This window comes from Candidatus Enterococcus moelleringii (genome assembly GCF_017377575.1).
Lineage (GTDB): Bacteria > Bacillota > Bacilli > Lactobacillales > Enterococcaceae > Enterococcus_A > Enterococcus_A moelleringii.
On record NZ_JAFREM010000016.1, the window covers coordinates 52,569 to 66,128 of the forward strand.

General features: G+C 39.7%; 12 protein-coding genes. 10 read left to right on the plus strand and 2 right to left on the minus strand.

Translation table 11 applies throughout. The features are described 5' to 3' along the window. The first annotated feature begins 7 nt into the window (after positions 1-7). From JZO70_RS10265 to JZO70_RS10300, 8 genes are all read left to right on the plus strand, one after another. Positions 8-4,621 (plus strand): hypothetical protein, encoded by a 4,614-nt coding sequence (locus tag JZO70_RS10265; RefSeq protein ID WP_207673475.1) that lies wholly within the window; start codon positions 8-10, stop codon positions 4,619-4,621. 62 nt (positions 4,622-4,683) lie between these two features. Further along, a complete protein-coding gene (locus JZO70_RS10270) occupies positions 4,684-5,154 on the plus strand; it encodes a hypothetical protein (RefSeq protein WP_207673476.1) in 471 nt (156 codons plus the stop codon). 253 nt (positions 5,155-5,407) lie between these two features. Next, positions 5,408-6,151: a hypothetical protein gene (locus JZO70_RS10275; RefSeq protein ID WP_207673477.1), complete on the plus strand. Its 744-nt coding sequence runs from the start codon at positions 5,408-5,410 to the stop codon at positions 6,149-6,151. 50 nt (positions 6,152-6,201) lie between these two features. Next, positions 6,202-6,387: a 4-hydroxy-3-methylbut-2-enyl diphosphate reductase gene (locus JZO70_RS10280; RefSeq protein WP_207673478.1), complete on the plus strand. Its 186-nt coding sequence runs from the start codon at positions 6,202-6,204 to the stop codon at positions 6,385-6,387. Positions 6,388-6,643: 256 nt separating this feature from the next. Continuing rightward, positions 6,644-6,880, plus strand: coding sequence for an Acb2/Tad1 domain-containing protein (locus JZO70_RS10285; RefSeq protein ID WP_207673479.1), 237 nt, complete (start codon positions 6,644-6,646; stop codon positions 6,878-6,880). 54 nt (positions 6,881-6,934) lie between these two features. Then, positions 6,935-7,822, plus strand: coding sequence for a hypothetical protein (locus tag JZO70_RS10290; RefSeq protein ID WP_207673480.1), 888 nt, complete (start codon positions 6,935-6,937; stop codon positions 7,820-7,822). Positions 7,823-7,837: 15 nt separating this feature from the next. After that, positions 7,838-8,200, plus strand: coding sequence for a hypothetical protein (locus JZO70_RS10295; RefSeq protein ID WP_207673481.1), 363 nt, complete (start codon positions 7,838-7,840; stop codon positions 8,198-8,200). Between the two features lie 144 nt (positions 8,201-8,344). Beyond that, complete coding sequence (locus JZO70_RS10300) at positions 8,345-9,088, plus strand: hypothetical protein (RefSeq protein ID WP_207673482.1); 744 nt, start codon at positions 8,345-8,347, stop codon at positions 9,086-9,088. Between the two features lie 294 nt (positions 9,089-9,382). Here the strand turns inward: JZO70_RS10300 and JZO70_RS10305 are convergent, their stop codons facing one another. Beyond that, a complete protein-coding gene (locus tag JZO70_RS10305; protein ID WP_207673483.1) occupies positions 9,383-10,822 on the minus strand; it encodes an amino acid permease in 1,440 nt (479 codons plus the stop codon). A gap of 415 nt (positions 10,823-11,237) precedes the next feature. On the opposite strand from JZO70_RS10305, the gene JZO70_RS10310 reads away from it, so the two are divergent. Both JZO70_RS10310 and JZO70_RS10315 read left to right on the plus strand, forming a co-directional pair. Beyond that, positions 11,238-11,651 (plus strand): hypothetical protein, encoded by a 414-nt coding sequence (locus JZO70_RS10310; protein WP_207673484.1) that lies wholly within the window; start codon positions 11,238-11,240, stop codon positions 11,649-11,651. After that, positions 11,648-12,391, plus strand: coding sequence for a DUF6681 family protein (locus JZO70_RS10315; RefSeq protein WP_207673485.1), 744 nt, complete (start codon positions 11,648-11,650; stop codon positions 12,389-12,391). The genes JZO70_RS10310 and JZO70_RS10315 overlap by 4 nt, the downstream gene beginning before the upstream one ends. 93 nt (positions 12,392-12,484) lie before the next feature. Here JZO70_RS10315 and JZO70_RS10320 read toward each other — a convergent pair whose 3' ends face one another. Beyond that, complete coding sequence (locus tag JZO70_RS10320) at positions 12,485-13,429, minus strand: ABC transporter substrate-binding protein (RefSeq protein WP_207673486.1); 945 nt, start codon at positions 13,427-13,429, stop codon at positions 12,485-12,487. Positions 13,430-13,560: the final 131 nt, after the last annotated feature.

Consider the following 13,560-nt stretch of genomic DNA (forward strand, 5'->3'; position numbering starts at 1 on the left):
GAAGAACATGGAATTAGAAACTCTAGAAATAATTTTCGATGCTAACATTGAACAAATTGAGAAGAAAATGAGCCCCTTCCTAAATCAAATGCAGGACACTATGGATCGCTTGTCCTCTATCTCTAATAACGGCATTGGAAAAATTGAGAAAAATCTTTCTTCTACAGCTGGATTCGATAAGGCTACTAAGAATTTTGAGAGAATGTCGGCAGTAGCTGACAAGCACTTTAACAAGACCGAGCAAAAAGCAGGCGAAGCCGGGAAAAATTCTGCTGCTGCAATGACTAAAGGATTTTCAAAAGGAACTGCAAAAATGACTCAAGATATTCAGACTGCCGTTGATAAAGCGAATCTGAAAATGCAACAAGCTCGTGCAGCTCAACAGAAGATTGCAAACTTAACTGGTGACAGGAATGGTGCTGCTATTTCTGGTGACGGGAAAGCCGTTAGTAAGTATGACGAAAAAATAGCTAATGCTCAAATTCAGATGAACAGGGCACAAAGTGATGCGCAAGCTATTGTGCGTAAACTGAAAACTGAATATGACGCAATTCCTCAATCAATCAAACGCGGCGAGACGCAAATGCAGCAGAACGAAGCTCAAATAGAGCGAATGCGGCAGAAGGTCAAAGCGCTGAATGAACAAATGCGTAACCAGCAAATTGAGAAGGGCAGCTTCGGCAAGAACGGCTGGCAGACTAAAGGCTTCGAGGATACTAAGTCTTCCGCTAAAACTTCTAGTGAGATCGCCAAGATTGAAGCTAAGATGCAGAAGCTTATTGCTGAGAATGACAAGCTCATGCAACAACTCGGGACCATGGATGATCGATCCGGTATGTTAAAGGGCGCTTTAGCTGGATTGAATACCGAACTCGGTGAGACCGGAGCAAAGACTGCCATGGCCACTAACGGCATGAGAAACCTTGCTGGTCAGAGTAAAACCACTCAAGGGATTTTCTCCCGGTTAAAGGGTGTGTTCACTAGTGCAGGCAATTCCTTCAAGAATGGCGTTGGCCGGATGGGTTCTATCTTCAGTAGGCAATCTAACCAGGTATCTAGCGGAGCTAACCGGATGTCGAAGTCCATGGGTGGCTTCGGCCGTTCAATGAAAATGCTATGGTCTCAATTGTTCCTTTTCACATTTCTTTATCAAGGAATTATGAAATTAGCCGGCGGTTTATGGTCGGCAATGAAGACCAACGAACAATTTGCTAGTTCGCTCAATCAGATCAAAGTTAATCTACTCACAGCCTTTTATCCAATCTACACCGCAATAATGCCGGCGATTAATACGCTGATGGCAGGAATTGCTAAGTTAACAGGGTACCTTGCTAGTTTCATAGCAACGATATTCGGAACGACCTATTCAGCTGCCAAAAAAGGTGCTGAGGGGCTCCAGTCTAACATTGATGCTATGAAAGAGACGGGCAAGTCTTCCGATAAGGCGAAAGAAAAAGTGAAAAAGCTTCAACAAGTCCTGATGGGATTTGATGAGATCAACACACTTAAGTTTGATACGGATGACGATAGCGATGATTCGCTTGATGAACCGAGCACACCAGGAGGTTTGGATTGGTCGGGTGCCGAACCAGAGACTCCAGCATGGCTGACCAATTTTGCTAACAAGTTCAAAGAAATTATGTCGAAATTATTCGACCCGATTAAGTCTGCTTGGGATGCACAAGGTCAGAAAGTAATCGATGCTTGGAAATACGCTTTAGGCGAAGTGATGGGCTTGATTAAGGCAATCGGCCGCTCGTTCATGGAAGTGTGGACCAACGGGACCGGGCAGAGATTTGTCGAGAATCTGCTGATACTGCTAGCTGATGTACTCTCCATCATTGGGGATATTGCTGGAGCATTTAGGCGTGCATGGGAAGATGGCGGCCGCGGTACAGCGCTCATTCAATCTATCTTCGATATGTTCAATGCAATCTTGGTAATGCTGCATGAAATCGCAGTAGCTTTCCGAAATGCGTGGAATGATGATGGATTAGGGCAGAGAATCGCTGCTCACCTTTTAGAGATTTTCACAAACATCAATAACACTATTGCCAACTTGGCTACTCGCTTTACTGAAGCATGGAAGCAAGGTGCTGTTGGTGAATCGATCTTCAAGACTATACTGCGGATGATCGAGGGTATTCTCGGCAACATCAACAATATTACTAGAGCAACAGCAGAGTGGGCTAAAACGCTCGATTTCACACCGCTGCTGCAGTCTATTGATAAGTTGCTGAAAGCAATTGAACCTTTGACTAAAAACATTGGCAATGGGCTTGAGTGGTTCTACAAGAATGTGCTGCTGCCGCTGGCGAGCTACTCGATTCAAGATTTGATTCCGGCGTTTCTGAATATGCTTTCGGGTGCATTAAAATTAATCAACAGCGTGATCGAAGCTTTAAAACCAACATTCCAATGGTTGTGGGACTCCTTTTTACAACCCATAGCAAAATGGACTGGGGGTGCAATAGTAAAAATCCTTGAAGGCATAGGGAAAGCTCTAACCAAACTGGGCGAATTTATAGACGAACATCAGGAAGGATTTGCGAATTTCGTGACCTTAGTTGGCGCTTTTGCAGCAGTTATCGCAGGAGCTAAACTCCTTTCCGGTATCGCTGGTTTCGTAACTGGAATATTCAATATTATTTCGTCAATCAAATCACTGGCTGGATTATTCTCTTTAGTTAAGCTCGGATTGACTACGCTTGTTGGATTACTTGGAGGTCCGGTTACAGCGGCGATTGCTGCTGTTGTCGCAGTTGGAGTTCTTCTTTATAAAAATTGGGACACGATGAAAGAAAAAGCTGGACAGTTGGCCGACTGGATCGGCGAAAAGTGGCAAGCAATTAAGGACTTCACTTCGGAAACTTGGGAAAATATCAAGAATTTCATTTCGGAAAAATGGACCCAGATGAAAGAAGCGGTCGTGACAATAGCCTCAGAATTATGGACCGGAATCACGGAAACATTCTCTAATATTGCAAACTCAGTATCTGAAAAAGCTGGCCAAGCGAAGGATTGGGTCTCAGAAAAATGGGAAGGACTAAAAACTACTGTTTCTGAAACTGCATCATCAATCGCTCAGACTACAAGTGAAAAGTTTAGTGAAATCGCTAGTACTGTCAGTGAAAAAGCTGGTAATGCAAAGGACTGGGCATCAGAGAAGTTCACAACAATGAAAGATACCTTTGTTACTGTCAATAAAGAAATGGTCAAGGCTGCCATTGAAAAAGGCACGGAAATGGCCAACACTGTTAGTGAGAAAGCCGGTAATGCAAAAGACTGGGCTACATCGAATTGGGAAAATTTGAGGAGCAACACAGTTAACAAATTTGAACAGGTGAGATCAGCGGCAAGTAGTAAAATGTCTAGCGCTGCTGACGCTGTGAGGAACGGAGCAAATAATGCACGTTCCCGGGCTGTTGAAGCATTCACCTCTCTCAAAGATGGAGTCTCTAATAGACTACAATCCGTAAGAAACACAGCCTCCGATGTATTTGGAAAGATTGGGAGCTGGGCTGCTGAACTTCCAGGGAAAATCGCAAATGGATTGAGTAACGGAATCAATGCTATTGGTAACACGATCCGTAACATAGCAAACACGATAGCTCAACCGATAGCTCGGGCCGTTAACAACGTTATTGGCGGTATTAACAGGGTTCTCGGCGCTGTCAACGCTGGCTGGAGCATTAATAGATGGGAAGTTCCTTACTATGCTCAAGGGACTAGCTACCATCCAGGAGGCCCCGCTTTGGTCAACGATGGTCCGGGGTCACGTTGGCAGGAGATGTTCAGGTTACCAACTGGTGAGTTAGGCATGTTCCCACGCAAGAAAAACATGCTAGTTGATCTCCCACGTGGGACTCAAGTGCTACCTGGTGATATGGTTCCTAGCTACGCTGGCGGAATATTCAGCACGTTCAAGAAGTTCTTTTCCGGGGGATTTGACTCGGATGAGCTAGGTGGTATATGGGGAATTATCTCAAATCCGTCAAATCTGGTTAATGAAGCTATCTCCAAGTTTGCTGATCTATCAGGAATGTCAGACCCAATGTTTTCGATTGCAAAAGGCTTTGTGAAAACTGCTAAAGACGCAGTAGTCAGCATGGTAGTGGATATGATCAATCGGTTCACTGGTTTTGAAAATGGAGGAATGATCACCCAGCATGGATTTTTCGAAGGTGCTGAAGGCAATAAGGCTGAAATGATTCTACCTTTGACTAAACCTGCCAGGGCCTTGGAGCTGATGAACGATGCATTCGATTTTATGAGCATGGACGGTGTTCCTGAATTGACAATGCCAGAAGTATTTCGTTCAACACAACCGTCCTCAATGTCAGCAACTGGCGGCAGCGGCCGAAGGGGATCACTAGAAAGTTTCAAAGGAGCGGATTTATCCGATCTTGGAAACCAGATGGCCAGCTCGATCGGCAATAAGGTTACTGAAGCTGTTATGCAGCTAGTTAGCGTTCTAGGTGTCACCAACAGTAGTGGTAACAATGAAGACACCACGCTGGAAGTTGTCCTCCAAGTGGATAGCACTAGATTAGGCGAAGTTGCTGTTAAGGGTATCAATAGATACCACAAGAAAACTGGAAGAATTGAATTGATTTACTAATATAAAATATCAAGAGGTCCATATTTAGTTCGGGGACCTCTTGATTAACTGGAGGAATAGAGTTGACTATACAAATAAACGGAGTAACTCTTGAAGCTCAATTGTCTCAGATTAATGACAAATATCTAATCAAGAAAAAAATTAGATGCAGCTTAGATCGTGAACAAATTGAACAATCTTTCTTTGATCAAAAGATTGTCGAAGTTGTTGCAGGAAACAAGGTTTATCATCTAAGAGTTTTGAGATGCATTGAGCAACATCAAGGCAAACATAAATATTTGTTTGCTTATATGGAGCCCGTAAAACAGGACGAAACTTTTCAAGAATGCGTCAATGCAGCACTGTCTACTGAGCTGTTCAAGTTAAAATTACAGAATGAATTATTGGTAAGTATACTAGTAGATAATGGATTAATACCTTCAACAGATGAAGCTAATCCGCTACAGGCTTTAACCGCTGAAGAGATTCAAGAGAAATCAAAAGACTTTCGAATTGCTTTTTCTAATGAGGTGCAAGAAACGTACTTTTCGTAAAAATATTCTAGAGATTAAAGAAGATGGAAGACAGTCATAAAAGGCTGTCTTTTCTTGTAGGAGAAAGACTACTTTTACTTCAAGAAACAATTCCATAATATGAAAATAACTTGCCGGTCTGCAGGCCAGAGAAAATAGAGTTGAACTCGGTTAGTGATTTAATGGCTTTGATTTTGGTAGATTTATTGTTGATAAACCGCAAATGAATCTATTCTACTCTGGTATAATGAAAATAAAAAAAGGGGTGGTTTTAGTGAATTTTTTGATTTTATTAACCTCATTTGCCGGCGCTGCTGTTGGAGGCGTGGTTAGTGCAATTTTGGGTCTTCAACTACAAAAAAACAACCATAGCTTTGAAGAGATACAGGGAGAAAAAAATGAAGCTTTTCTCAATAAACAGAATGAGCGGGATAATAATTTTAAAAAAGAACTTCAGAAACAAAATGATGCCTTAACACTTTCTATACAACAGAAAACCAGGGCCTTAACCCGCGAAATGAAGCAGGTAGATATCGATGCTAACCTAAAAGCGAAAGCAAGGATTGAATGGATTACAAATGTTAGGGATTTATCCTCAAACTATATAGCTTGTCTTTTCTGTTTTAATGATTCGATGGAAAAAATATATAACCTGGATAATGCGATTCATATTTATGAGACTTCACCATTATGGCAAACAAGTGACAAGTTGCCGGAGGCAGTTTCGAATAGGAAGCTAGAGCTAGAGGAAATGCATAGCTTAAAAAATGAGATAATAAGTTTATCCGAAAGAATTTTGATGCAGTTTAGTGTGCAGAAAGAGCATGAGGAGATTGAAAATACTATTACTTCATCAGTCGATCTGGTAATTGATGTTTATCGTACTGCTAGAGATAAACTGGGTTACAAATACGTTGAAAAAACAGAAAAAGATATGACTGGTTTCGCAAAGAGTATTAGAAAGATTTTTAGAGACTATTTAAAAAAGGAATGGGATAAAGCTAAAGAAGGAAAGTAATAAAATCGAACACATATTGTTCCAATGTATCCAAAGGAGGGGAGCTCATTATGAAATTATGGGAATTAGTTGGTAAGCATGCTAGATTGACTTTTAATAATGGTGAAATAATTGAAGGAGAGATCCTCGATTGGACGGACGACTATACATCTATTTCTGGAGAGGAAGAAATTGTGATAGGCACTTGCATCTATGCTGAATCTGATTATAAAACTATTGAAATTATTGAAAAATAGTACTCAATTGCATGAAGTGATTGAGTACTGTTTTTATGCTCAAAAACGAGGTGGAGGTATGTATTCAAGGTGACAATGAAGCTTGTGTGAGGAAGGTGGCACGATTTCACCTTTGTCACTGCTGCGACTACAGAACAAGCAATCATTCAGGCACTGAAAGAAATTAAGGTCCCCGATAAGTTCAACGATAAGGTGACCATCACCGTTGATGTCGAGGGGCCAGCGTTTAAGATTAATAAGAAAAGAGGAAAAAAGAATGGGAAACATTGATATCAAGTGGCAAGAAGGTCCAGTGAAAGAAGCTGGTGTAAATAGTGTTCAGATCGTAGATGTTTTACAGGTTTGTCGTGATCGTTTAGCAGCATTGGACGCTGAGTTCCCACGCCGAGAAAACTCCATCACTTTAACAAAGCTTGATGAAGCTATAATGTGGCAGGATAAGCGGGCTGCCGATCGTGAAATTCGTGGAGTTGAAGGAATGAATAAAGCTTAATAACACTCGTAACTGTCCTTATTCTTTGCTATTATTTTAGTAAAGGGGATTAATATGACAATTACTTGTGCTTGGATACGCGAATTTTGTGAAAGTGAGGAGTTATATGTTGTTTCAGATAGTAGGCTCTCAGGAAATGGGACTGTTTGGGATGAATGTAGGAAACTAAGTATTTTACCAAGAGACGATGCGTTCATTTCCTTTGCCGGAAATACTGATGTAGCATTCCCGTTGATTAGTCAATTAGAAACAACTATCATGGCACACAACAGTTCAAAAAATAGATTTATGGATATTGCGGATTTGAAAGGTCATCTATTGCATGTGGTAAACTCGCTAATACGATCAATAAATTTTGATGGATTTCCTGAAAAAATAAGGAACGAAATAAAAATTGATACTTTTAAAAATATTGAATTTCTCTTTGGCGGATATAGTTGGAAGCAGAAAAAATTCCAAGTATGGAGAATTCGTTACAATAAACCTATTAACAGATTTTCTGCCGAATCAATGTACAATACCAAACCAACTGGTAACATAATATTCGCAGGGGACAGAAAGCGTGATGCAATTAAAAAGTATTACGAATTAGGAAGATTACGCGAGGGATTGGACTTTTTCAAAAATGAAAAGCATTTTGATATGGAACCTCTTGAAGTTATAGTGCAAATGTTGATAGAGGATAGTGGGCTAGATTCGACTATTGGTGGTGCTCCTCAAATTATAAAGATATACCAACATATGAATGCAAGAGTGATAGGTGTCATGTGGCCACCCGATAATCCACAACCTACAGTTTTAGGAAGGAAGATTTTAGGTTATGAGAACACTGATAATATATATATTGACCCTATAACTAACAAAACTGTTCTAGTGCCTTATCAAAAAAATTCAACCAACAACAAATTAACAGCCAAAGGTTTTAAAGACGAAAAAAGCTAAGTAGTAAAATCGTATATGGGTTTAAAACTATCTGAATGTAATTATTCAACAGTAATGAAAGGTGTGAACGATATAAGTGAAGTAGAAGTAACAACAAAGGTTGCGATCCCAGACGAAATATTGGAGCAGATAGCTGAGATGGTCGTTCCGTTAGTCGTTGAAAAGTTAAAAGACGAAATGGAAGTTTGGACTAAATTTATCGATCTGCCTCCTTGTCCAAGTAAGAGCCAGATCAAAAAGACTCTTAGAATAGGTGATGCAACATTAGACTATTTAATAGCCAATGGAGCAACTCCAATGGTCTGGGGTGAGAATACGATACGTATACAAAGAAGTGACTTGGTGAAAGCATTTGACAATACAAAAATTAAGTTGTAAAAATTTTCCTCAATTTGGACAGCTTTGTATAGACCAGGAGTGCTTTCTTTTTCATTGGATCAATTAAGATGGAGAACTTTATCTTTTTAGTCAAATAACTGCGAATTTTTGTTATGCTCAAGTAGAAATGAAGGAAGGTTTAACATGAATATTTTCTATGACTCTTATGGAGTGTTCCAATGGGCTAGTATAGCAGCAATCGTAGCAGGGTTTGGTGCGATGGTATCTTTTATATTTTCCTTACTGAGTTATTTTAACTCTAAAAAGACTATGGAGGTTCAGAAGGAAATGGACCAAAAGAAAATTGATGCTGACATCATTTCAAAGTCTAGAATGCATTGGATTGACAATACTAAAATATTAACAACTACATTCCTTACAGATTCAGTGACCTTAGCTTCGAACTATAAAATGTTCGTTCAGAAGATTGTTCAATTGAACGGGATAAAAATAGATGCAGGAGTAAACCTTGAAAGAAGTAAAAACGCTAAATTATCTCGAGAAGAGAGAGACTTTGCTAGGAGCGAGTACACTTATTGGATGGAAAAGGGTTCAAAAGTATTTAATCAAGATATGGAAAAAAGAGCTGAAAACATCAATGAACTATTGAAGAGTGTAACAAACAACTTTATGTTAATTAAACTGAACTTTAGTGATAATGAGGAAAACAATAGAATTGTTAATCTAGCGTTTGAGATAAGTGAAGAGTTGAGAAATTATTCACTAAATTCTGGATGGGATCAGTTCGCAAGCGAAAATCAACTTATTGAGCATCTGAGAATAACAGATAGAATTTGGAGGGAGAATTCAAAAAAAGCGGATCAACTTACTGTTATTCTGCGTGATTACTATAAAAAAGAGTGGGAGAAAGTAAAAAAAGGTGAATAAAAAGCCGCTCAAAATTAGAGCGGCAGCTTGCCCCAGATCAATTGAAAATTGATTACAACTTTTGATTACAAAACTGATTGTATTAAGCTGTTTTCAGTTAGGTAGCTGATGCACAACTAAGCAGTTTATCAGTCAATTTTGTAGTAGTTTATGTTGGTTGCTTATACGTCAGCCAACACCGTGAAGTAAAATAATAGTAAAATGGCCGAAATCTTTTGAAAGAAGGATTTTGGTCTTTTTTTTCGCAAAAAAACCTGGAATCCCGTTTAACCGAGATTCCAGGTTTTAGTCTAATTAAGATAGCTTTCTTCGTTCTCTTCGTGCCCACATTGGCAAAATCATCCCTAATAGAATCAGTACAAATGGCGTCAAGATATTAGAAACCAGTTGGAAGATCCAAGAAGAAGGATCAGCTGCATAATCGGCTTTCGGAATCATCCCTAAGATACAGGCAAAAGCTGTAAAGGCAAAGCACCACAAGCCTACAATGAAACCGAGCTTGGGATTTTTAATGAATTTGTATTCCGAATGGAACTTTTTGTATTGACGATTCAACATCATGTAAGCGAAGAATACCCAAACGTAACGCATCGGCATAACAACTGAATTTAGGTTGGTTAGCCATTTAACCAGTTCGCTCATATTCTTAATCCCGAAAATCGGCAGGATAATAATCAGGCTGACTAAAACCCCAGTTAACAAGTAACCATTGATCAAGGTTCCTTTAGAAGTCCGTTTTCGCAGCCAGCTGGGAACAAATTCTGGATCCGCTTCGGAAAGTAAGATTTTCAATGGTGCATCAATTGAAAAGGCCAAGGCGGAAGCTTGAACTGCTGCTTGAGCAAAGCCATAAACTACCATAAAGAAGTCACCCACACCGAAATGATTACCTAAAATTTGAAAAGCACTATAGGCACCATTTGCCATCAAATCCTCTGGGATACGGTTACTGTTGAATAATAACCCCATAGCGACTGAACCTAAAACAGCGCTCAAACCAACCATTACCGCCATGAAAATCATCGCTTTAGGGAAATTCTTGGTAGGACGGTCAATTGAATTTACATAAGGAGAGATTTTTTCTGCTCCACCAACGGCAAAAACCAGCATCGAAATCGTTGCAAAATAGCTTAAATTAAAATCTGGAACATAAGTGCTAAGCTGATCCATTTGCGGCGTAGCTGCTGTAAAGGAAGAATCCATAAAAGGAATGGCTACTGCCAAGATAATAAATAGAATAGACATGACCAGCATCCCGGAACCTGCGACACTCCCGATTACTTTTAAGGTAGTTAACCCTTTCGTTGATAAGAACAGGAATACCAGAAAGATGAGCAGCGAAATAATTGCGACGGTTTGTACACTCATACTAGTTGCAACATCGCCATTACGCTTAAATACCCAACCTAAGGCAATCAGTACCGATTGCGGTTTTTGCGCTAAGTAAGTGATGTGCACCACCCAATAAGTCCAAGCAGCGTAATAAGCCAGACGACGGCTGTTGGTAGTTTCTTGAATCCACGAACTTACACCGCCAGAGTTGCTTTTAAAGGTAGAGCCCAACTGACCAACAATTAGTGCATAAGGAATAAAATATAAAGCCATAATAAGAATCCATGAGGTAACTACGGATAGTCCCTGTTGAGCATAGTTGTTAACTACATTACCAAACCCCCAGACCATACTAAAGGCTATCATTGATACCGTGAACCAGCGGATCTTTTTCTCGTCCATCATTTTTCTCCAATCTTTTTATTTGAAAAATGTCACCCCGTCGAACTAAACCAACGTATTCAACAAGATTACCCTTTCATAATAAGTATAAAACGTTTTCTATTAGTCAAATGAAAAGGTTAAAACTTTTTCATTTATATCTCGAAAGAATTTTTCGTAGGAAGAAAAATCGCTTAATGACGGTAATAGTAAATAACATTTTACTAATAACTCTCACGCTTAGCTCATTTAAGCTTTTGGAGCGAGCCCCTGGAATTGGATTGCGAACTTTATTCTTTACAAATGAAAGAAATAGTTGAAAAATATTCATAGTTTCATAAGGAAAACCTAAACTTCAAATGGTAAAACAAGAGATAACCCAAAAAGTGATTTGGTTACTTGATCGAAAGTTCATTTAAGAAAAGGAGTGATTTTTTTGCGGAAAGTACCACCAATTTTAAAGCCGATCGCTCTGATGACGATATCAATTTTAGTAGCTACAGCTACAGGGGTGGCGAATGGAGCAAGTTATCGTCAGCCGAGATCGGACAGTTCAACTACTTCTGAAACAACAATTAGCGAGACGCCGACAACCTCTACAACTTCCAGCGAGAGTGTTGTGGTTCCAGATACGAGTTCGTCTGAAATGGTTCCTCAAACAAGTGTGCCTAGCTCTAGCGAGGACGACCAGCAACAAAGTGTACCTGATAGTTCTGCACCAAGCAATTACGAAAACCAGACAGTGCCTTCGTCCAGCGAGTCTACAGAAACTGAGACTACACAAGAACAAAATGCACCTGTGCAACAGCAGCAACCGGCAAATGCACCAGAAACGAGGGATGCACCATGACCTTTTTATTAGATATTATTAATGGGCTGAATAAATTCTTAGGCTATTTGGATATCAGCCCCAAGTATTTGAATCGCGGCTATACAATTTTGAGCATTTTTCCCACCGTCTATATTTTGCGAATCATTTACGGCTTATGGTTAAACCAAAACTATGTTCAATTTTTCTTATATAGTGTCGTGTTTATTGTTTTAGTCTACTTTTTAGTACTGAATGTCTTCTACTATTTCTTAGACAAAAATACGAAATTAGATGTAACTCAGTTGTTCGTCAAGTATTTACCGGATGATGCCTTCAATATTCAAGGAGATATGAAGCAGTCAAAAGCTATTCCAACAGCTGACGCCAAAGAAATCAAAGTCAATTTTATGGAAGATTATCAATTGAAGTTAGCCGAAAACATTCAAGCCATGATCGACAGTCGAGAATTATCGGTTCGAAATGTTGAAAAAGAGGAAGGTTTTTTGATTAGTGAAAATACCTTATATCCGTATTATTATTTGAAGCAGGAGCATGTGGGAACTTATTCATTACAAATCGGTACCAGTTATCATAACCTTGAAAAAATTGGACAGATTCACCAAACAAGCGAATTGCATCCATTAGGCCTGTTTATTGTAGGGGGCGATTTTGTTAGAGGCGGTATTCGTTACCATGAACCTTATCGTTTGAAGCTATTAGCCCGTCCTGAAGCTCCGCTGAATGTTGAAACGCGAAGTCGCAGCCGTCGCAAAAAATAGACAATAGCAAAAAATCCGAACAGTCGCAGCAGTACTCTTAATGAGTAGCTGCTGACTATCGTTCGGATTTTTTTAGTCTGGTTAGTTTATTGCTTATTTCAAGACTTCGTTGATGTTTTCTACCATTTTAGTGTAAGCAATCGGTCCGTTGTACAACCAGCTGGTTTCCGGTCCAAATTCATGCAGCTGCTCATTTTTAACAGCGGGAATATTTTGCCATAATGGATCTTCAAACATAGCAGCTCCTTGATCGCTGTTTACTAAGAAAAGATAATCAGCATCTAACTGTGACAGACTTTCTAAGGAAACAGCCGACCAGTCAGAAGTGGCTTGTTCGCTGACTTCTTTGGTCAACTCTGGAACTTCAAAGCCTAGGTCGCCATACAATAGTCGTCCGCTGGAACGATCTTCCGCTACCATAAAGGCGGAATTGTTGGTTACCCAAAGAACAGCAGCCGATTTTCCTTTGATTTTGTCGCCTAAGTCTTCTTTTGTTTGCGTAATCAAAGTTTTATAATCTTCTTCAACTTGCTTCGCTTGGTCTTCTTTGTTGAAGACTTTTCCAATTTCGTTCAGCTGATCTTCCCAGGTGACCCCATCGCCATTTTTTACCACATAGGTGGGCGCAATTTTCGCGTATTCGTCGTATTTTCCGCCTTCAACTGTGGCGCTGGAACCGATTAACAACAGATCCGGTTCATATTTCAACACTTCTTCGTAAGGCAAATCGTAGCTGATTGTTGGAACATCTTCAAGTTCATCCTGTAAGTAGTCTTGAATACTGCCTTGACCAACCGTCCATTGAGCGACGGGTTTTTCATCTAAAGCCACCAAATAATCTTCCAAATAAGAAGCAATCACCCGATTTGGTTTATTGGGAATCTCGACGGTGTGATCTTGAGCATCAGTGAGTGATCTTGTTTCTGCTGCACTAGAAGAACTAGAATCGGTGGTATTGCCAGGATTACCGCAGGCTGCCAACCCTAACAAAGCAACCAATGCAGCTGCAGCTAAAATACTTTTTCTATTTTTAAACATGGATAAACCCCTTTATATTTAATTGAGAATCCTTCTCAATAGCCATTATTACTGAAATTTAAAGCACTGTCAACAACGAATTTCTTTAGGAACAGTTGACGTGTTGGAAAAATAAGGCGATAATTGAGAAC